Origin of the sequence: Burkholderia sp. SIMBA_051 (assembly GCF_046534915.1) — a bacterium.
GTDB lineage: Bacteria > Pseudomonadota > Gammaproteobacteria > Burkholderiales > Burkholderiaceae > Burkholderia > Burkholderia ambifaria.
This window is the reverse complement of record NZ_JAWRXS010000015.1, coordinates 1-18856: the sequence shown is the minus strand read 5'-3', so window position 1 is coordinate 18856 and position 18856 is coordinate 1. Positions and strand designations below refer to the sequence as shown.

Genomic DNA, 18856 nt, shown 5'->3' with positions numbered 1-18856 from the left:
GGGGCGCCCGTGGTATCTGCCGGCGCCTCTCTTCGTTTCCGCCGCCATATTCCGTCCGATTTCCGACCGATTGCCACGATGACCCAGCCGATCCGTTATTCGATTGCCCCGAAAGATCTTGCCGCGCACCTGTTCGAAGTGTCGGTGACGGTCACCGATCCCGATCCCGAAGGCCAGCGCTTCTCGCTGCCGGTCTGGATTCCCGGCAGCTACCTCGTGCGCGAGTTCGCGCGCAACATCGTGACGCTCGCCGCGTTCAACGACGCGGGCCGCAAGGTGCGGATCGCAAAAACCGACAAGAACACGTGGCAGGCCGCGCCGGTGAACGGCACGCTGACGCTGCGCTACGACGTGTACGCGTGGGATCTGTCGGTCCGCTCCGCGTATCTCGACGAATCGGGCGGCTTCTTCAACGCGACGGCCGTGTTCCTGAGCGTCGCCGGTCGCGAGGATGTACCGTGCGAAGTCGACATCGCGAAACCGGCGGGCGCGGCGTTCCGCACGTGGCGCGTCGGCACGTCGCTGCCCGAGGCGCGCGGCACCAGGCGCTACGGGTTCGGCGCATATCGAGCCGCGAACTATGACGAACTCACCGACCATCCGGTGACGATCGGCGAATTCGCGCTGGCGACGTTCGACGCGCACGGCGTGCCGCACGACATCGTGATCGCCGGGCGCGTGACGCAGCTCGACATGGAGCGGCTGCGCGCCGACCTGAAGCGCGTGTGCGAAGCGCAGATCGCGCTGTTCGAGCCGAAATCGAAGAAGGCGCCGATGGACCGCTACGTGTTCATGACACTCGCGGTCAGCGACGGCTACGGCGGCCTCGAGCACCGTGCGTCGACCGCGCTGATCTGCAACCGCACCGACCTGCCGGTGAAGGGCCGGCCGGAAACGACGGAAGGCTATCGCACGTATCTCGGCCTGTGCAGCCACGAGTATTTCCACACGTGGAACGTGAAGCGCATCAAGCCGGCCGCGTTCGTGCCGTATGACCTCGCGCGGGAGAACTACACGTCGCTGCTGTGGCTGTTCGAGGGCTTCACGTCGTATTACGACGACCTGATGCTCGTGCGCAGCGGGCTGATGTCGCAGGACGAGTATTTCGCGGCGCTCGGCCGTACCGTCGGCGGCGTGCTGCGCGGTACGGGGCGCCTGAAGCAAAGCGTCGCGGACAGCTCGTTCGACGCGTGGATCAAGTATTACCGCCAGGACGAGAACGCGACCAACGCGATCGTCAGCTATTACACGAAGGGTTCGCTCGTCGCGCTCGCGTTCGATCTCGCGATCCGCGCGCAGACGCGCGACCGCAAGTCGCTGGACGACGTGATGCGTCTGCTATGGCAGCGCTACGGGCGTGAGTTCTATCGCGGCAAGCAGGCGGGCGTCGAGGAAAATGAGGTCGAGGCGCTGATCGAGGAAGCGACGGGCGTGGCGCTCGGCCGACTGTTCGCCGACGCCGTGCACGGCACGCGCGACCTGCCGCTCGCCGAACTGCTCGCGCCGTTCGGCGTGACGCTCGCGCCCGAGGTCGCGGCTGGCGCGGCCGCGAAACCGACGATCGGCGCGCGTCTGCGCGGCGGGGCGGACTGCACGCTGGCGGCGGTGTACGAGGGCGGCGGCGCGCATCGCGCGGGGCTGTCGGCCGGCGACACGCTGATCGCGCTCGACGGGCTGCGCGTCACCGGCACGAATCTCGACGCGCTGCTCGCGCGCTACCGGCCGGGCGACAAGGTCGAGGTGCACGCATTCCGCCGCGACGAGCTGCGGACCGCGAAACTGAAGCTGGACGGGCCTGAGATCATGCGCTACCGGCTTACAGCGGACGCGAAACCGGCCGCCGCGCGCAAGTCGCGGGAGTTGTGGCTCAAGGGCTGATCCTGCACGAGCGGCTTTAGGGGCGCGACCATCGATTGTTCTGCTGGTGCAACAATCCGTCGCCCGTGAGCCGCTTTTTCGCGACGATGCGGCCACGCACAATGGCGTCACTCGCGCTACCGAAGCGCAGCCCAACTGGAGCCTGACATGACGACCATTCTGCAAATCAATTCCGCGGCGCGCTCGCAAGGTGCGCAATCCACGCTGCTGGCCAACGAACTGACGGCAAAGCTGCAACAATCGAACGCCGGCGCGAAGGTCGTGGTTCGCGACCTGCTGGCCGACGGTCTGCCGCACCTCGACGAATCGGTGCTCGGCGCATTCTTCACGCCGGCCGACCAGCGCAGCGCGGAACAGAATGCGATCGTTGCGAAGAGCGATGCGCTGATCGCCGAACTGCAAGCCGCCGACATCATCGTGATCGGTGCGCCGATGTACAACTTTGGCGTCTCGTCGCAACTCAAGGCGTATTTCGACTGGATCGCCCGCGCAGGCGTCACGTTCCGCTACACCGAGAACGGTCCGGAAGGGCTGATCAAGGGCAAGAAGGTTTACGTGGTGACGGCGCGCGGCGGCAAGTACCTCGGTACCCCGAATGACAGCCATACGCCGTACCTGCGCACGTTCCTCGGCTTCATCGGCTTGACCGACGTGAGCTTCATCCACGCGGAAGGCCTGAACCTCGGGCCGGATTCGCAGAGCGCGGCACTCGCCAGCGCACGCGAAGCGATCGCTGCCGCGTAACGCCGGCGCATCGCGCCCGCGTTGCGTCGCCGGATGAAAGAACGCCGCGTCCCGAAAGGGCGCGGCGTTTTGCGTGGTGCGGGTAAAAGCGGAACGCGATTATGCGAGCGTTTCGGCCACTTCAGGCAGGCGCCAGTCGACCGGTTCGCGGCCCGCTTCGACGAGATAGTCGTTCGCAAGTGCGAAGTGGCGGCAACCGAGGAAGCCGCGGTGTGCGGACAGCGGTGACGGATGCGGCGCCTCGAGCACACAGTGGGCGCTCGCATCGAACAGCGCGCGCTTTGCCTGCGCGTGCGCGCCCCACAGCATGAACACGAGCCCGCGATGGCGGTTGGCCAGTTCGTGGATCAGCGTGTCCGTGCATTGCTCCCAGCCGCGCTTCGCGTGGCTCGCGGCCGCGCCGCGCTCGACCGTCAGGACGGTGTTGAGCAGCAGCACGCCCTGGCGCGCCCAGGTGTCGAGGCAGCCGTGACGCGGCGTGTCGTGGCCGAAATTCGCGGCGATTTCCTTGAAGATGTTGCGCAGCGACGGCGGCGTGCGGACGGCCGGCGGCACCGAGAACGCGAGGCCGTGCGCCTGCGGTGTGCCGCGATCGTCACCGTGGTAGGGATCCTGGCCGAGGATCACGATCTTCACGTCGTCCGGGCTCGTCAGGCGCAGCGCGCGAAACACGTCGGTCGGGTAGACCGTCTTGCCGGCCGCGCGCTCGTCGTCGACGAAGCGGCACAGCGGCGCATACGCGTCGCTGTCGGTGAACGGTTTCAACACGTCGCGCCAGACGGCCGGCAGCGCGTCGAACTGTGCGGCGAGGTGTGGGACGTTCGCGACAACGGGGCGCGCGGGCTGCGGCGCGGCGGAAACCGGGGCGGCCGCTGCGGCCTTCCTTGCGGGTTTGCGCCCGGCAGCGGCCGGCGCGGGCGCCGTGGCGGAAACATCGTCCTGCGCCGTTTCCGGCACGGGATCGTCGAACAGCGACGCCTGCTGCGGCGTGCGGAGAGTCTTGCGGGTTGCCATGCGTGATGCGTGTTTATTGCGCGCGCAGCCGGTAGCCGCGCTGCGCCTTGCTGATGTTTTCGGGGGCGAGGCCCGGCAGCGCCTGCTGCAGTTCGGCGGCGAGCGTCGCGAGCGCCGCTTCCGGGCCGTCGATCAGTTCGAGTTCGATTTCGCTGATCGGTTCGCGGCGCGTATCGTTTTCCGTCTGGACGACGATCTCGCCGACGTCGACCGCGGCCTCGACGGTTGCACCGCCGATTGCGATGCGCCACAGCGTACGCGAAAAATCCGTCCGGAACAGCGCGTGCAGCGCCGGCGCCGCGTCGCGCAGTGCGGCGGCAGCGTCCGGCACGTCGCACGCGGCGACGAGCGCATCGATTTCGAGCGCATCGCCGGCAACGGGCAACTCCCATTCGTGGCGACTATGCAGGCCGTCTCGCGCGCTGCCGACCGTCTTGAAGGTCTGCAGCCAGCCATGCGGCGTGCGGCGCACGCGCACCGCGCTCTTCGAACGGGCCAGCGCGAGATCGGGCGTGTCGTAGTAGACGTTCGCGAGCGTGATGACGTCGCCGTCTTCGCCGGTCAGCGTCGCTAAAAAGCGCCGCGCGGCATCGGCCTGACCGGCCGGCAGCGCCAGCTTGATTTCCGTTTCGATCGCCATCAGAAGAACATCCGCGCGAGTTCCTCGCCCGGCTGCTCGGCGCGCATGAACGCTTCGCCGACGAGGAACGCGTTCACGTTCGCCGCGCGCATTGTGTCGACGTCGGCGCGCGACAGGATGCCCGATTCGGTCACGACGATGCGTTCCGGCGGAATCATGTCGAGCATATCGAGCGTGGTCTGGATCGTCGTCTCGAACGTGCGCAGGTTGCGGTTGTTGATGCCGAGCAGCGGTGTCTTCAGCGTCAGCGCCTGTTCCATCTCGTCGCGGTCGTGGACTTCGACCAGCACCGCGAGGCCGAGCGAGTGCGCATACGCCTCGAGGTCCTGCATCAGCGGCGTGTCGAGCGCGGCCGCGATCAGCAGGATCGCGTCGGCGCCCATCGCGCGTGCTTCGAGGATCTGGTACGCGTCGACGATGAAGTCCTTGCGTAGCACCGGCAGTGTGCAGGCCGCGCGCGCTTCCTCGAGATAGCGGACGCTGCCCTGGAAGAACTGCTCGTCGGTCAGCACGGACAGGCACGCGGCGCCGTGGGCCGCATACGAGCGCGCGATGTCGGCCGGCACGAAATGCTCGCGCAGCACGCCCTTCGACGGGCTCGCCTTCTTCACTTCGGCAATCACCGCCGCATGGCCGGCCGCCTGCTTCGCGCGCAGTGCGCCGACGAAGTCGCGCAGGTCGCGCGCCGATGCTTCCAGTTTCAGTGCCTCGAGCGGCGCGCTGCGCATGGCCGCCGCGATTTCTTCGCGCTTGACGGCGATGATTCGGTCGAGAATGTCGCTCATGTGGGTTCCTGCTTGATTCGTAAGGGGAGTCAGCGCTTGAACTGCTGCGTGAAGCGCACGAGTTCGTCGACCTTCGCGCGCGCCTTGCCGCTCGCGATCGCTTCGCGCGCGAGCTGGATGCCGTCCGCGATCGATTCGGCGATATTGGCCGCGTAGAGCGCGGTGCCCGCGTTCAGTGTAACGATTTCGCGTGCGACGCCCGGCTGGTTGTCCAGCGCGCCGAGCAGCATCGTGCGCGATTCCTCGGCATTTTCCACCTTCAGCGTGCGGTTCGACACCATCTGCAAGCCGAAGTCCTCCGGATGGATCTCGTATTCGTGCACCTGGCCGTCGCGCAATTCGCCGACGAGCGTCGCGGCGCCGAGCGACACTTCATCCATCCCGTCCTTGCCGTACACGACCAGCACGTGCTGCGCGCCGAGACGCTGCATCACGCGCACCTGGATGCCGACGAGGTCGGGGTGGAACACGCCCATCAATTGGTTCGGCGCGCCGGCCGGATTGGTCAGCGGGCCGAGAATGTTGAAGATCGTCCGCACGCCGAGCTCGCGGCGCACGGCCGCGATGTTCTTCATCGCCGGGTGGTGGTTCGGCGCGAACATGAAGCCCATGCCGGTTTCGGCGATCGACGCGGCAACCTGGTCGGGCTGCAGGTCGATGTTCACGCCGAGCGCGTCGAGCACGTCGGCGCTGCCGGACTTGCTCGACACGCCGCGGTTGCCGTGCTTCGCGACCTTCGCGCCGGCCGCTGCCGCGATGAACATCGACGCGGTCGAGATGTTGAACGTGTGCGAGCCGTCGCCGCCCGTGCCGACGATGTCGACGAAGTTCGAGTTGTCCTGCACCTCGACGTGATTCGCGAATTCGCGCATCACGGTCGCGGCGGCGGCGATCTCGCCGATCGTCTCCTTCTTCACGCGCAGCCCGGTGATGATCGCGGCCGCCATCACGGGCGACATGTCGCCGCGCATGATGAGCCGCATCAGGTGCAGCATCTCGTCGTGGAAGATTTCGCGGTGCTCGATCGTGCGCTGCAGCGCTTCCTGCGGGGTAATCGTCATCGTGCGTCTCCCGTCAGGCGGCCGGCGCGGCCGCGTGGGCCGCTGCGCGATTCTGCTTCAGGAAATTCTCGAGCAGCGCATGGCCGTGCTCGGAGAGGATCGATTCCGGGTGGAACTGCACGCCTTCGATCGGCAGCGTCTTGTGGCGCACGCCCATGATCTCGCCGTCGTCGGTCCACGCGGACACCTCGAGGCAGTCGGGCAGCGACTCGCGTTCGATCGCGAGCGAGTGGTAGCGCGTGACGTCGAAATGCTTCGGCAGGTCGGCGAACACGCCGCGGCAGTCGGTTTCGATCCGGCTCACCTTGCCGTGCATGATGGTCTTCGCGCGCACAACGCGGCCGCCGAACGCTTCGCCGATCGCCTGGTGGCCGAGGCAGACGCCGAGAATCGGCTTCTTGCCCGCGAATTCGCGCAGCACGTCGAGCGTGATGCCCGCGTGCTGCGGGTTGCTCGGGCCGGGCGACAGGCAGATGGCGTCGGGGTTCAGGCGCGCGATGTCGTCGAGCGTGATTTCGTCGTTGCGGTACGTATGCACGTCCTCGCCCAGTTCGCCGAAGTACTGGACCAGGTTGTAGGTGAACGAGTCGTAGTTGTCGATCATGAGCAGCATGGTCAGTCTCCGGTCAGAAGTCGCTATCGAGGCCGTCCTGGACCTGTTCGGCCGCACGCAGCACCGCGCGCGCCTTGTTTTCGGTCTCTTGCCATTCGGATTCGGGCACCGAGTCGGCGACGACGCCGGCCGCCGCCTGCACATACAGGTTGCCGTTGTGGATCAGGCCGGTGCGGATCGCGATCGCGAGATCCATCTCGCCCGAGAACGACAGGTAGCCGACGGCACCGCCGTACAGCCCGCGCTTGACCGGCTCGAGCTCGTCGATCAGTTCCATCGCGCGCACCTTCGGCGCGCCGGACAGCGTGCCGGCCGGGAACGTCGCGCGCAGCACGTCGTAGTTCGTCATGCCGGGCTTGAGCTTGCCTTCGACCGAGCTGACGATGTGCTGCACGTGCGAGTACTTCTCGATCACCATCTTGTCGGTGACCTGCACCGAGCCGATCTGCGCGATGCGGCCGACGTCGTTGCGCGCGAGGTCGATCAGCATCACGTGCTCGGCGATTTCCTTCGGATCGTTCAGCAGTTCGGTCGCGAGTTCCGCGTCGCGTTCGGGCGTGTTGCCGCGCGGGCGCGTGCCGGCGAGCGGACGGATCGTGACGATCTGGTCTTCGCCGCGCTTTTCCTGGCGCACCAGGATTTCCGGCGACGCGCCGACCACGTGGAAATCGCCGAAGTTGTAGTAATACATGTACGGCGACGGATTCAGCGAGCGCAGCGCGCGATACAGCGACAGCGGATTGTCGCGGTACGGCTTCGTCAGCCGCTGGCCGACCTGGATCTGCATCAGTTCGCCGGCCGCGATGTATTCCTTCGCCTGGCGCACGGCGGCCAGATAGTCGTCCTTCTTGAATTCGCGGAACGTCTCGGTGCGCACGCTCGCCGACGTGACGGGCGGCTGCACGGTCGTGCGCAGGCGCTGCTTCAGCTCGCGCAGGCGCTGCTTCGCCTTCGTATAGGCCTCCGGCTGGGCCGGATCCGCATAGATGATCAGGTAGAGCTTGCCGGCGAGGTTGTCGATCACCGCGACTTCTTCGGTGAGCAGCAGCTGGATGTCGGGCAGGCTGAGATCGTCGCGCGGCGCGGTGTTCGCGAGCTTCTTCTCGATGTAGCGCACCGCGTCGTAGCCGAAATAGCCGGCGAGGCCGCCGCAGAAGCGCGGCAGGCCCGGGCGCTGCGCGACCTTGAAGCGCGCCTGGAACGACTCGATGAATTCGAACGGGTCGCCGTCGTGCGTCTCGACGACCTCGCCGTCGCGCACCACTTCGGACACGCCGTTGCGGGTGCGCACCAGCGTGCGCGCAGGCAGGCCGATGAACGAATAGCGGCCGAAGCGTTCGCCGCCGACCACCGACTCGAGCAGGAACGAGTTGGCGCCCGCACGTTCAGGCTGGGCCAGCTTCAGGTAGAGGGACAGCGGTGTTTCGAGGTCGGCGAGCGCTTCCGCGATCAGCGGGATACGGTTGTAGCCTTCGTTCGCGAGCGATTGGAATTCGAGTTCGGTCATGTTCCGGTCCTGTTCGGGACGAGCGGCGGTGTGCGCCAGGGATCACTTGACGCTGCGCGGGCTGCCGTCGGCGAAAGGGCGGTCGATCGAGAAGTGCCTGTTGCCGGCCGGCATTCCGGGCGTGAGCGTCGCGAGCCTGCGGCCGATCCTGAACGCAAGCGTTCGGGCGCGGTGGAACTCGAGGTGGTGCGACGATCGGCGCGCGGATGCGCAGCGAGATAAAAAACGGCGCTGAAGACGTGCCTCAGCGTACCTCATCGAAGAGGTTAGCGCGACCAGCGACGCCAGGGCCAGGCTCCCCGGTCGATGCTGCTCAGACTCCGTTTTTTATTCAGAAACATGCGGATGGAAGAAATAATCAGATGGTTGGCCGGCCGGCGTTGTGCGCGGTGATCGCGCGTGCTGCGACCAGCAACGAATCGACTATACCATCCGAATTTATCGTTTGTATAGCCTTGCCGTGGTTGTACCCGTACGGCACCGTCAGCGTCGCCATGCCGGCCGCACGGCCCGCCAGCGCGTCGTTTTCCGAGTCGCCGATCGCGACCGCCGCGTCCGGCGCGACGCCGAGCGCGTCGCAGGCCGCCAGCATCGGCAGGGGATCAGGCTTCTTGCGCGCGACGCTGTCGCCGCCGAGCACGATGCCGAAGCGATCGATCAACCCGTATTGCTCGAGCAGCTCGACCGCGAAGCGGTGCGGCTTGTTCGTCACGCACGCGAGCCGGATGCCGGCCGCGCGCAACGCGTCGAGACCGGCCGCGACCTCGGGATAGAGGCGCGTGTGACGGCCGTTGATCTTTGCGTATTCGGTCTGGTAGATCGCGAGTGCGTCGTCGAAGCGCGCGTGCGCTTCGTCGGGCGTGAAGCGTGGCTTCAGCACGCTCTGGATCAGATGCTCGGAGCCCTTGCCGACATAGCCGATCACCTCGTCGCGCGACGTGGCCGGCGCGCCGAGCTGCGCGAGCATGCCGTTCAGCCCGGCCGTGAAATCGTCGGCCGTATCGACCATCGTGCCGTCGAGATCGATCAGCGCCGCGTCGATGCGCGGCGCCGCGAAACGGATCGGGCCGTCGGCTTCGGCCGGTGCCCGAGCCGCCAGCGAGGAATCGGCCACGGCGTCAGCTCCGCTCGACGGTGGCGAGCGCGGCGCGCATCTCGTCGATCACCGCGCGGTAGTCGGGCTTGCCGAAGATCGCCGAACCCGCGACGAAGGTGTCCGCGCCGGCTGCCGCGATTTCCGCGATGTTGTCGGCCTTCACGCCGCCGTCCACCTCGAGCAGGATCTCGCGGCCGGTGCGCTCGGTGTACGCGTCGATGCGGGCACGCGCCTCGCGCAGCTTGTTCAGCGTTTCCGGAATGAACGACTGGCCGCCGAAGCCGGGGTTCACCGACATCAGCAGCACGAAGTCGAGGCGGTCCATCACGTGGTCGAGGTAGTTCAGCGGCGTGGCGGGATTGAACACGAGGCCGGCCTTGCAGCCGTGATCGCGGATCAGCGACAGCGTACGATCGATGTGGTCCGAGCCTTCCGGGTGGAAGCTGATCAGGTTCGCGCCGGCTTTCGCGAAATCGGGCACGATCCGGTCGACCGGGCGCACCATCAGGTGCACGTCGATCGGCACCTGCACGTGCGGGCGGATCGCCTCGCAGACGAGCGGGCCGATCGTCAGGTTCGGCACATAATGGTTGTCCATCACGTCGAAGTGAATCCAGTCGGCGCCGGCGGCGACCACGTTGCGGACTTCTTCGCCGAGCCGGGCAAAGTCGGCCGACAGGATGCTGGGAGCGATGCGGAATTGAGTCATGACAGGGGAGCGGGGACGCTGCGGCGCAAAACCGTCATTCTACCGTCCGGCGACCCGCTGCGCGGCGACGGGCCGTGCGGTTGCCGCCCGATTCCGCATAGAATGCCGAACCAATGCGGCGCGCCCGCGGCCTGGCCGCTCGAATCGGCGCGGGCGCTTACCTACAGCGGAAACATCATGAGTCAGTATCAGTTCACCGTTTCGGTGAAAACCAGCTACCTGCCGGAACAATCCGACCCCGATCGACGTCAATACGCATTCGCGTACACGCTGACCATCCGCAATACCGGGCAGGTCGCGGCGCAGCTGATCGCGCGTCACTGGATCATCACGGACAGCGAGAACCACGTGCAGGAAGTGAAGGGGCTCGGCGTCGTCGGGCACCAGCCGCTGCTGCAGCCGGGCGAACACTTCGAATACACGAGCTGGGCCGTGATCGCGACGCCGGTCGGCACGATGCGCGGCGCGTACTTCTGCGTGGCGGAGGACGGCGAGCGGTTCGAGGCGCCGGTCGAGGAATTTGCGCTGCACATGCCGCGCACGCTGCATTGAGCGTGCGGGCGGGGCGATCAGCGCGGCTGGCGGTCGTTGCCGCGGGCATGCTTCTTCCTGCCCGACGACGTCCACACGACGATGAAGATCAGCAGGGCGAGCGCTACGAAAGCTTCGAGCGCGAAGATGAGCATCGGATATTGGTCGAGAAAATCTGACATGGCGGTTTCCATCAAGAACGGACATTGTATGTGGTTTGGGCCCCGGCTGGCCGGCTGGGTTGCGGCGGCCGCGACGGCCGCACTGCTTGCCGCGTGCGGCGGCGCGCCGACGCGGACGTCGACGCTCAAGCCGCCGACCGGCACGGCGATCGTGCCGGGCCAGATCGCCGCGAAGCGGCTGACGCCGGTCGCCTGGCAGCAGGTGCCGGGCTGGCAGGACGATTCGCTGATCGGCGCGGCGGCCGCACTGCGGCAGAACTGCGTGCGGCTCGCGCGCCAGCCGGCGTGGCAGCGCGCCTGCGCGGCGGCCGATCGCCTCGACGAACTCGATGTCAGCGGCGCGCGTGCATTCTTCGAAACGTATTTCACGCCGTTTCAGCTGGCGAACACCGACGGCACGCTCGACGGGCTCGTGACTGGCTATTACGAGCCGCTGCTGCACGGCTCGCGCGTGCGTCGCGGCCCTTATCAGTACGCGCTGTACCGCTGGCCGGCAGGCTATCGCGCCGGCGCCGCGCTGCCCGCTCGCGCGCAGCTCGAGCGCGCCGGCATCCTGAACGGCAACGAACTCGTGTGGGTCGACGATCCGATCGAGGCGTTCTTCCTGCAGGTGCAGGGTTCCGGACGCGTGCTGCTCGACGACGGCTCGGTGATGCGGGTCGGTTTTGGCGGGACCAACAACCAGCCGTACCGCTCGATCGGCAAGTGGCTGCTCGATCGCGGCGAGTTGACGCCCGCCCAGGCGACGATGCAGGGCATCAAGGCGTGGGCGAAGGCGAACCCGACTCGCGTCGACGCGTTGCTCGACACGAATCCGCGCTTCGTGTTCTTCCGCGACATGCCGACCAAGGAAGATGCGCCGCACGGCGGCGCGGACGGCCCGATCGGCGCGCTCGGCGTGCCGCTCACGCCCGAGCGTTCGATCGCGGTCGATCCGTCGTCGATCCCGCTCGGCACGCCCGTGTTCCTGCAGACCACGCGTCCGTTGACGAATACGCCGATGAACCGGCTCGTGTTCGCGCAGGATACGGGCTCGGCGATCCGGGGCGGCGTGCGGGCCGACTATTTCTGGGGGCTCGGCGACGACGCCGGCGATCAGGCCGGGCGGATGAAGCAGACCGGCCGGATGTGGCTGCTGTTCCCGAATTCGTGATGTTCGTGATGCGCGGCGGTGCCGGCGTGCACGTGTAGCCGGGCATCGCAACGAAACAGCCCGATCGGTTTATTGGCCGGTCCGGGCTGTTTTTTTGTGCACGCGATTGCTGCTTCGCATGGCGACGGGGCGGGTGTCAGCCCTTGCGCTTGTCGATCACGCGGCGCGCCTTGCCGACCGAGCGCTCGATCCCGTTCACGGGCAGCACGTTGATCACGGCCGTCACGCCGATCAGCGACTTGATGTCGTGCGCGAGCGCTTGCCTGGCCGCATGAATCGCCGCGGTGTCGGGGGCCGTTTCGGGACACGGCTCGACGTTGAGCGTCAGCACGTCGAGCGGCCCTTCCTTCGTCAGCACGATCTGATAGTGCGGCGCGAGCGCGCGCTGCTTCAGCAGTTGTTCCTCGATTTGCGTCGGAAAGACGTTGACGCCCCGCACGATCATCATGTCGTCCGAACGCCCGGTGATTTTTTCCATCCTGCGCATCGTGCGCGCGGTGCCGGGCAGCAGACGCGTCAGGTCGCGCGTCCGGTAGCGGACGATCGGCAGCGCTTCCTTCGTCAGCGACGTGAACACCAGCTCGCCGAGTTGGCCGTCCGGCAGCACTTCGCCGGTCTCGGGATCGATGATTTCGGGATAGAAGTAGTCCTCCCAGATGGTCGGGCCGTCCTTGGTCTCGACGCATTCCGACGCGACGCCCGGCCCCATCACTTCGGACAGCCCGTAGATGTCGACCGCGTCGATGCCCATGCGCTGCTCGATGGCCACGCGCATGTCGTTGGTCCATGGTTCCGCGCCGAAGATGCCGATGCGCAACGAGCTTTGCGCGGGATCGAGGCCCTGGCGCTCGATCTCGTCGGCGATCGACAGCATGTAGCTCGGCGTCACCATGATGATGTCGGGCCGGAAATCCTGGATCAGCTGCACCTGCTTCTCGGTCTGGCCGCCGCCGAACGGGATCACCGTCAGCCCCGCGCGTTCGGCGCCGTAGTGCGCGCCGAGCCCGCCCGTGAATAGCCCGTAGCCGTAGCTGACGTGAACCTTGTCGCCGCGACGCGCGCCGGCCGCGCGGATCGAGCGCGCGACGAGATTCGCCCACGTGTCGATGTCGCGCGCCGTATAGCCGACGACGGTCGGCTTGCCGGTCGTGCCCGACGACGCGTGAATGCGCGAGATCTGGTCCTGCGGCACCGCGAACATCCCGAACGGATAGCTGTCGCGCAGGTCGCTCTTGGTCGTGAACGGGAAGCGCGACAGATCCGCGAGCGTTTTCAGGTCGTCGGGATGCACGCCCGCTTCGTCGAATTTGCGGCGATAGACGGGGGAGTGCTCATACGCATGCCGGAGCGACCATTTCAGGCGTTCGAGTTGCAGCGCGGTCAACTCGTCGCGTGAGGCGGTCTCGATCGGCTCGAGCGGTAGCGGGGTGGTCATGCGTGTCTCCAGTGATTGTTATGAGCGAGCCGTGCGCGTCAGCGGTCTTCCGGGAGGACCGTGCCCTTGATTTGGGCCGATTTGCCGCGAAACATGGCGACCGTTTCGCCTGTCTGGTTCGTGACGCGGATGTCGTAGATGCCGTACCGGCCGTTGCGCGTCTGTTCGATCGCCTCGGCTGTCAGCAGATCATTGCCGTATACGGGACGCAGGTATTCGATCGAGCAGCCCGCCGCGACGGTATTCAGGTTGTACGAGTTGCACGCGAACGCGAACGTCGAATCGGCGAGGGTGAAGATGATGCCGCCGTGGCAGGTCTGGTGTCCGTTCAGGAATTCCGGCCGTACGCGCATCTGCAGGCGAGCGTAGCCGGCGCGCACTTCGGCGATTTCCATGCCGAACGCGCGGCTGCAGGCGTCCGCATCGTACATGGCCTGCGCCGTCGCACGGGCGAGCGCATCGGGGGCGAGCGTGTCGGTGGACGTGGTCATGTCAACGCCCCTCGAAGCGCGGCGCGCGCTTCTCGATGAACGCCTGTACGCCTTCCGCGTAGTCGGCCGACTGGCCGAGCTTGCGCTGCAGGTCGCGCTCGAGGTCGAGCTGCTGGTCGAGCGTATTCGTCATGCTGTCGCGCATCGCCTGCTTGATCGATGCGATCGCGAGCGTCGGCTGCTGCGCGAGCTGGTTGGCGACCTGTCGGGCCGACGCGGCGAGCGCGTCGTCGTCGACCGCGCGCCAGATCAAGCCCCATTGTTCGGCCTGTTCGGCGCCGAGCTTGTCGCCGGTCAGGGCGAGCCCGAGCGCGCGGGCCATGCCGACGCGTTGCGGCAGGAACCAGGTGCCGCCCGAATCGGGTACGAGCCCGATCTTGACGAAGGCCTGGATGAAACTGCTCGAGCGCGCGGCAAATACGATGTCGCATGCGAGCGCGAGATTCGCGCCGGCGCCGGCCGCCGTACCGTTGACGGCGGCGATCACCGGAATCGGCATGCGTTGCAGGCGGCGGATCAGCGGATTGAAGTGCTCGTCGATCAGCGTGCCGAGGTCGGTGGACGCGCCTGGCGTGAAGTCGAGGTCGGCCAGATCCTGGCCCGCGCAGAAGCCGCGCCCCGCACCCGTCAGGATCAGCGCACGCGCGCCGCTCGCGTCGACTTCATCGAGTGCCGACTGCAGTTCGAGGTGCATCGCCCGCGTGAAGCTGTTCAGCTTGTCCGGACGGTTGAGGGTGATCGTGGCCACGCGGGCCGCCTGATCGATATCCAGCTGGATCGCCTGATATGACATGCAGAGTCTCCTTCATGACTTCGTTATAGGCGCGCGGCGCGTCGGTTACACGCGTTCGATCGCGATCGCGATGCCCTGGCCGACGCCGATGCACATCGTACAGAGCGCAAAGCGGCCGCCCGTACGCTCGAGTTGGTGAAGCGCCGTGGTCACGAGCCGCGCACCCGATGCGCCGAGCGGATGGCCGAGCGCGATCGCACCGCCGTTCGGGTTCACGCGAGGATCGTCGTCGGCGACACCGAGCATGCGCAGCACCGCGAGACCCTGCGACGCGAACGCTTCGTTCAGCTCGATCACGTCGAACTGGTCGATCGTCATGCCGAGCTGGCGCAACAGTTTCTGCGTGGCCGGCGCCGGGCCGATACCCATCACGCGCGGCTCGACGCCGGCGCTCGCCATGCCGACGACACGCGCGCGGCGGCGCAGCCCATATTGATCGGCGGCTTGCGCGTTGGCGAGCAGCAGTGCGCATGCGCCGTCGTTGACGCCAGACGCGTTGCCGGCCGTGACCGAGCCGTCGGGACGCACGACGCCCTTCAGCTTCGCGAGCGCTTCGAGCGATGTTTCGCGCGGATGCTCGTCGAGCGATACGACGAGCGCGTCGCCTTTTTTCTGCGCAATCGTGACCGGGACGATTTCAGCGGCGAGCGTGCCGTCCTGCTGCGCACGCGCGGCCTTCTGCTGGCTGCGCAGCGCGAACAGATCCTGGTCGGCGCGGCTGATGTTGTAGTCGACCGCGACGTTCTCGGCCGTCTCGGGCATCGAATCGACGCCATATTGCTGTTTCATCAGCGGATTGATGAAACGCCAGCCGATCGTCGTGTCGAAAATGGCGGCCTGGCGCGCGAATGCGCTGGTGGCCTTGCCCATCACGAACGGCGCACGCGTCATGCTTTCCACACCGCCCGCGATCATCAAGCGTGCCTCGCCAGCCTTGATCGCGCGCGCGGCCGTGCCGACGGCGTCCATGCCCGAGCCGCACAACCGGTTCAGCGTCGTGCCCGGCACGGCGGTCGGCAGGCCCGCGAGCAGCGCGGACATGCGCGCGACGTTGCGGTTGTCTTCGCCGGCCTGATTCGCGCAGCCATAGATCACGTCGTCGATCGCCGACCAGTCGACGTTCTGGTTGCGTTCGATCAGCGCCTTGAGCGGTACCGCGCCGAGATCGTCGGCACGAACGTCTTTCAGGGCGCCGCCGTAGCGGCCGATGGGGGTGCGAATCGCGTCGCAGATGTAGGCGTCGGTCATGGGTGTGTCGATGTGCAACGAACCCGCCGGGTGGCGGATTCGTTCATGGTAGGGAATGTGGCGGCGTTTGCACGTCGGCCATTCGGGTTATGCAGTCTGGCCGACTTCCGCGGGCACTGCCTTCGGCGCAACATGGACGCGGCTTTGCACCACGCGAAACCGGTTGGCGACGAACGCCGGGTCGGCCAGCGCGGCGTTGGCGGCCGGGTTCGCACCGGTGCCGTGGAAGTCGGAGAACGCGGCCGACTGGTTGACGAACACACCACCCGTCAGGTTGATCGACAGTGCGACGCCGCCACGCACCGCCGCATCGTGCGCGGCGTCGAGGGTCTTCTCGTCGGTGCTGTAGACGGAGAGCGTCAGCGCGCCATGCTCCGCGGCGATTTCGCCGGCGAGATCGAGCGACTGGGCGGTCGAGTCGGTCGCGATCACGAACGAGATCGGGCCGAACCACTCCTGCGTGAATTTCGCGCGGTCGGCCACGTCGAGCTGCAGCACCAGCGGCGTGCGCACGCGCGCGTCGGCGAACGCCGGGTGCTGGAGCGTCTGGCTGTCGGCGAGCACGCGGCCGAGCTTGCGGGCATCGTCGATGCGCGCGGTCACGCCGTCGTTCTGGATCGCGCCGATCAGTTCGACCGAGCGAGCCGGGTCGCCGGTCAGCTTCTGTACGGACACGGCGATCGCCTGCGCGACTTCGTCGAAGCTTGCGTGGCCGTCCGCCGTCCGGATGCCGTCGCGCGGCACGTAGATGTTCTGCGGTGCGGTGCACATCTGGCCGGAGTACAGCGCCAGCGAGAACGCGATGTTCTTGGCCGCGGCCTTCAGGTCGTCGGTCGAGTCGATCACGATCTGGTTGACGCCGGCCTTCTCCGTATACACCTGGGCCTGATGGGCATGGCGTTCGAGCCACGTGCCGTTTTGCGTGCTGCCCGTGAAGTCGATCAGCTTGATTTCAGGACGCAGCGCGAGGTCCTGGACGAGGGCGCCGTCGTTCGGCTCGGTTGCGAGAAGCGTGACGACGTTCGGATCGAAGCCGGCCTCGCGCAGCACGTCGCGGGCGATGCGAACCGTGATCGCGAGCGGCAGGATCGCACCCGGGTGTGGTTTGACGATCACCGTGTTGCCGGTCGCCAGGTCGGCGAACAGGCCGGGGTAGCCGTTCCAGGTCGGGAACGTGCAGCAGCCGAGCACGAGGCCGGTGCCGCGCGGGACGATCGTATAGCGCTTGTGCATCGCGAGCGGCGGGTTCTTGCCTTGCGGCTTTTCCCAGTGCGCATCGGCGGGGATGCGACGCAGTTCGTCCCACGCATAGGCGACCGCTTCGAGTGCACGATCCTGCGCATGCGGGCCGCCGGCCTGGAACGCCATCATGAACGCCTGGCCCGTGGTGTGCATCACGCTGTAGGCAATCTCGAAGCTTGCGCGGTTCAGCCGCGCGAGGATTTCGAGGCTGACGCCGATCCACGCGCTCGGGCCGGCTTCACGCCATGCCCGCTGCGCAGCGGCGGCGGCTGCAATCAGCTCGTCGGGCGTCGATTTCGGATAGCGGATGCCGAGGGCGATCCCGTACGGCGACTGCTCCGCGCCCACGGTTCCGTCGGACGCCGGCTGGTCGAGCACGAACGTGTTGCCGAGGTGTGCTTTGAACGCCGCTTCGCCATCGGCGTTGGCGCTTTCCCCGTACACTTTGGGACTCGGCATCTCCGCGAACGGGCTCCAGTACCCGCGGCTCTCGATGGCGGCGAGGGCGTGTTTCAGCGTGTCTTCGTGCTTCGTGAACAGTGCATGGGTCATGACGGCAGCCTGATGGACGTTGAGAGGAATTGGATCGATTAATTAACCGACCGGTTGGTCGGAGAATGGTAGCATCAAACTATTCGCGTGTGCGAGGCGTTTCTCATTTCATTGATCGAGGAGAAATAGATGTCTTACGAGAACATCCTGGTGGAGACCCGCGGGCGTGTCGGGCTGGTCACGCTCAACCGCCCGAAGGCGCTCAATGCGCTGAACGATGCGTTGATGGATGAGTTGGGCGCTGCGCTGAAAGCGTTCGACGCGGACGACGAGATCGGCGCGATCGTCGTGACGGGGAGCGAGAAGGCATTCGCGGCCGGGGCCGACATCGGCATGATGGCCACCTATTCCTATATGGATGTGTACCGCGGCGACTACATCACGCGTAACTGGGAGACGGTCCGCGAGATCCGCAAGCCGATCATTGCTGCCGTGGCGGGGTTCGCGCTCGGCGGCGGCTGCGAGCTCGCGATGATGTGCGACATCATCTTCGCGGCGGATACAGCCAAGTTCGGCCAGCCCGAAATCAAGCTGGGCGTGATGCCGGGTGCGGGCGGCACGCAGCGCCTGCCGCGCGCGGTGTCGAAGGCGAAGGCGATGGACATGTGCCTGACCGCGCGCTTCATGGATGCGGCCGAGGCGGAGCGGGCAGGGCTCGTTTCGCGCGTGCTGCCGGCCGACAAGTTGCTCGACGAAGCGATTGCCGCGGCGACGACGATCGCCGAGTTTTCGCTGCCGGCGGTCATGATGGTCAAGGAGTCGGTGAACCGTGCGTATGAGACGACGCTGGCCGAGGGCGTTCATTTCGAGCGTCGGCTGTTCCATTCGCTGTTCGCGACCGAAGATCAGAAGGAAGGGATGGCGGCATTCGTCGAGAAGCGGAAGCCGGTATTCAAGCACCGCTGATTCGGTGGCGACTGGTGTCGGTCGCCGGCAGGATCTTCTGGTGCAACGAACCCCAAGCCCCCGTGCGCGGCAGCGCACCGGGGCTTTTTCAAAATATTTTCACAAAGGGGTTGCGTGGACAGGGGCGGGTGCTTAGAATCACGCCTCTTTCGCGCTAACGGAAACGGAGCGCGGGAGGGAAGGGAAGCGGTGCTGACGAGGAAGGTTGTAGAAGCCCCGGCGCACACGAAGTTGAACCCCTCGCCGTCGCAACGAAGCAGTTCAGAAAGTTGTTGA

At 66.7% G+C, this 18856-nt stretch carries 19 protein-coding genes; 5 read left to right on the top strand and 14 right to left on the bottom strand.

The genetic code is table 11. The annotated features are described in order from the left end of the window. Positions 1-78 precede the first annotated feature (78 nt). On the top strand, positions 79-1878 hold the full coding sequence (locus tag SB771_RS29440) for a M61 family metallopeptidase (protein WP_175661939.1): 1800 nt from the start codon (positions 79-81) through the stop codon (positions 1876-1878). A gap of 147 nt (positions 1879-2025) precedes the next feature. Further along, positions 2026-2622, top strand: coding sequence for an FMN-dependent NADH-azoreductase (locus SB771_RS29435; RefSeq protein ID WP_175661940.1), 597 nt, complete (start codon positions 2026-2028; stop codon positions 2620-2622). Positions 2623-2721: 99 nt separating this feature from the next. Here SB771_RS29435 and SB771_RS29430 read toward each other — a convergent pair whose 3' ends face one another. The 8 genes from SB771_RS29430 to rpe all read right to left on the bottom strand — a co-directional run bounded on the left by SB771_RS29430 (position 2722) and on the right by rpe (position 10047). Next, complete coding sequence (locus SB771_RS29430) at positions 2722-3636, bottom strand: uracil-DNA glycosylase (RefSeq protein ID WP_175661941.1); 915 nt, start codon at positions 3634-3636, stop codon at positions 2722-2724. Between the two features lie 13 nt (positions 3637-3649). After that, the gene (locus tag SB771_RS29425) at positions 3650-4276 is read right to left on the bottom strand and encodes a CYTH domain-containing protein (protein WP_175661942.1); all 627 of its coding nucleotides are present in this window, start codon (positions 4274-4276) and stop codon (positions 3650-3652) included. After that, positions 4276-5061: an indole-3-glycerol phosphate synthase TrpC gene (gene trpC, locus SB771_RS29420; RefSeq protein ID WP_175661943.1), complete on the bottom strand. Its 786-nt coding sequence runs from the start codon at positions 5059-5061 to the stop codon at positions 4276-4278. Before trpC ends, SB771_RS29425 begins: the two co-directional genes overlap by 1 nt. 29 nt (positions 5062-5090) lie before the next feature. Next, a complete protein-coding gene (trpD, locus tag SB771_RS29415; RefSeq protein WP_012363010.1) occupies positions 5091-6122 on the bottom strand; it encodes an anthranilate phosphoribosyltransferase in 1032 nt (343 codons plus the stop codon). 13 nt (positions 6123-6135) lie between these two features. Beyond that, positions 6136-6735: an aminodeoxychorismate/anthranilate synthase component II gene (locus SB771_RS29410; protein WP_011655872.1), complete on the bottom strand. Its 600-nt coding sequence runs from the start codon at positions 6733-6735 to the stop codon at positions 6136-6138. Between the two features lie 13 nt (positions 6736-6748). After that, the gene (gene trpE / locus SB771_RS29405; protein WP_175661944.1) at positions 6749-8242 is read right to left on the bottom strand and encodes an anthranilate synthase component I; all 1494 of its coding nucleotides are present in this window, start codon (positions 8240-8242) and stop codon (positions 6749-6751) included. A gap of 358 nt (positions 8243-8600) precedes the next feature. Then, complete coding sequence (locus SB771_RS29400) at positions 8601-9356, bottom strand: phosphoglycolate phosphatase (RefSeq protein WP_175661945.1); 756 nt, start codon at positions 9354-9356, stop codon at positions 8601-8603. A 4-nt stretch (positions 9357-9360) separates the two neighbouring features. After that, entirely contained in the window at positions 9361-10047 is a 687-nt protein-coding gene (gene rpe / locus SB771_RS29395) for a ribulose-phosphate 3-epimerase (RefSeq protein WP_105834578.1), read from the bottom strand. Positions 10048-10224: 177 nt separating this feature from the next. On the opposite strand from rpe, the gene apaG reads away from it, so the two are divergent. Continuing rightward, positions 10225-10599 carry a Co2+/Mg2+ efflux protein ApaG gene (gene apaG / locus SB771_RS29390; RefSeq protein ID WP_011655875.1) on the top strand — a complete coding sequence of 125 codons (375 nt, stop codon included), beginning with the start codon at positions 10225-10227 and terminating at the stop codon, positions 10597-10599. A gap of 17 nt (positions 10600-10616) precedes the next feature. Here the strand turns inward: apaG and SB771_RS29385 are convergent, their stop codons facing one another. After that, the gene (locus SB771_RS29385; RefSeq protein WP_006758475.1) at positions 10617-10760 is read right to left on the bottom strand and encodes a hypothetical protein; all 144 of its coding nucleotides are present in this window, start codon (positions 10758-10760) and stop codon (positions 10617-10619) included. Between the two features lie 28 nt (positions 10761-10788). Between SB771_RS29385 and SB771_RS29380 the strand changes: the two genes are divergently transcribed. Beyond that, entirely contained in the window at positions 10789-11913 is a 1125-nt protein-coding gene (locus SB771_RS29380) for a murein transglycosylase A (RefSeq protein WP_012363013.1), read from the top strand. A 136-nt stretch (positions 11914-12049) separates the two neighbouring features. Here the strand turns inward: SB771_RS29380 and paaK are convergent, their stop codons facing one another. The 5 genes from paaK to paaN form a co-directional block, all read right to left on the bottom strand. After that, positions 12050-13348: a phenylacetate--CoA ligase PaaK gene (paaK, locus tag SB771_RS29375; RefSeq protein ID WP_105834577.1), complete on the bottom strand. Its 1299-nt coding sequence runs from the start codon at positions 13346-13348 to the stop codon at positions 12050-12052. 38 nt (positions 13349-13386) lie between these two features. Continuing rightward, positions 13387-13839 carry a hydroxyphenylacetyl-CoA thioesterase PaaI gene (paaI, locus tag SB771_RS29370; RefSeq protein ID WP_175657425.1) on the bottom strand — a complete coding sequence of 151 codons (453 nt, stop codon included), beginning with the start codon at positions 13837-13839 and terminating at the stop codon, positions 13387-13389. A gap of 1 nt (position 13840) precedes the next feature. Beyond that, entirely contained in the window at positions 13841-14632 is a 792-nt protein-coding gene (gene paaG / locus SB771_RS29365) for a 2-(1,2-epoxy-1,2-dihydrophenyl)acetyl-CoA isomerase PaaG (RefSeq protein ID WP_175661946.1), read from the bottom strand. A gap of 45 nt (positions 14633-14677) precedes the next feature. Next, entirely contained in the window at positions 14678-15880 is a 1203-nt protein-coding gene (gene pcaF / locus SB771_RS29360) for a 3-oxoadipyl-CoA thiolase (RefSeq protein WP_175661947.1), read from the bottom strand. An 87-nt stretch (positions 15881-15967) separates the two neighbouring features. Then, on the bottom strand, positions 15968-17674 hold the full coding sequence (paaN, locus tag SB771_RS29355) for a phenylacetic acid degradation protein PaaN (protein WP_175661948.1): 1707 nt from the start codon (positions 17672-17674) through the stop codon (positions 15968-15970). Between the two features lie 129 nt (positions 17675-17803). Here paaN and SB771_RS29350 point away from each other — a divergent pair, with 129 nt between their 5' ends. Continuing rightward, a complete protein-coding gene (locus SB771_RS29350; RefSeq protein ID WP_121859163.1) occupies positions 17804-18580 on the top strand; it encodes an enoyl-CoA hydratase in 777 nt (258 codons plus the stop codon). The last annotated feature ends 276 nt before the right edge of the window (positions 18581-18856 follow it).

What these genes read in the sequence shown, in the direction of transcription:
- SB771_RS29440 (WP_175661939.1), top strand. Translation starts at nt 79, where the DNA reads ATGACCCAGCCGATCCGTTATTCGATTGCCCCGAAAGATCTTGCCGCG.
- SB771_RS29435 (WP_175661940.1), top strand. Translation starts at nt 2,026, where the DNA reads ATGACGACCATTCTGCAAATCAATTCCGCGGCGCGCTCGCAAGGTGCG.
- SB771_RS29430 (WP_175661941.1), bottom strand. Translation starts at nt 3,636, where the DNA reads ATGGCAACCCGCAAGACTCTCCGCACGCCGCAGCAGGCGTCGCTGTTC.
- SB771_RS29425 (WP_175661942.1), bottom strand. Translation starts at nt 4,276, where the DNA reads ATGGCGATCGAAACGGAAATCAAGCTGGCGCTGCCGGCCGGTCAGGCC.
- trpC (WP_175661943.1), bottom strand. Translation starts at nt 5,061, where the DNA reads ATGAGCGACATTCTCGACCGAATCATCGCCGTCAAGCGCGAAGAAATC.
- trpD (WP_012363010.1), bottom strand. Translation starts at nt 6,122, where the DNA reads ATGACGATTACCCCGCAGGAAGCGCTGCAGCGCACGATCGAGCACCGC.
- SB771_RS29410 (WP_011655872.1), bottom strand. Translation starts at nt 6,735, where the DNA reads ATGCTGCTCATGATCGACAACTACGACTCGTTCACCTACAACCTGGTC.
- trpE (WP_175661944.1), bottom strand. Translation starts at nt 8,242, where the DNA reads ATGACCGAACTCGAATTCCAATCGCTCGCGAACGAAGGCTACAACCGT.
- rpe (WP_105834578.1), bottom strand. Translation starts at nt 10,047, where the DNA reads ATGACTCAATTCCGCATCGCTCCCAGCATCCTGTCGGCCGACTTTGCC.
- apaG (WP_011655875.1), top strand. Translation starts at nt 10,225, where the DNA reads ATGAGTCAGTATCAGTTCACCGTTTCGGTGAAAACCAGCTACCTGCCG.
- SB771_RS29385 (WP_006758475.1), bottom strand. Translation starts at nt 10,760, where the DNA reads ATGTCAGATTTTCTCGACCAATATCCGATGCTCATCTTCGCGCTCGAA.
- SB771_RS29380 (WP_012363013.1), top strand. Translation starts at nt 10,789, where the DNA reads ATGTGGTTTGGGCCCCGGCTGGCCGGCTGGGTTGCGGCGGCCGCGACG.
- paaK (WP_105834577.1), bottom strand. Translation starts at nt 13,348, where the DNA reads ATGACCACCCCGCTACCGCTCGAGCCGATCGAGACCGCCTCACGCGAC.
- paaI (WP_175657425.1), bottom strand. Translation starts at nt 13,839, where the DNA reads ATGACCACGTCCACCGACACGCTCGCCCCCGATGCGCTCGCCCGTGCG.
- paaG (WP_175661946.1), bottom strand. Translation starts at nt 14,632, where the DNA reads ATGTCATATCAGGCGATCCAGCTGGATATCGATCAGGCGGCCCGCGTG.
- pcaF (WP_175661947.1), bottom strand. Translation starts at nt 15,880, where the DNA reads ATGACCGACGCCTACATCTGCGACGCGATTCGCACCCCCATCGGCCGC.
- paaN (WP_175661948.1), bottom strand. Translation starts at nt 17,674, where the DNA reads ATGACCCATGCACTGTTCACGAAGCACGAAGACACGCTGAAACACGCC.
- SB771_RS29350 (WP_121859163.1), top strand. Translation starts at nt 17,804, where the DNA reads ATGTCTTACGAGAACATCCTGGTGGAGACCCGCGGGCGTGTCGGGCTG.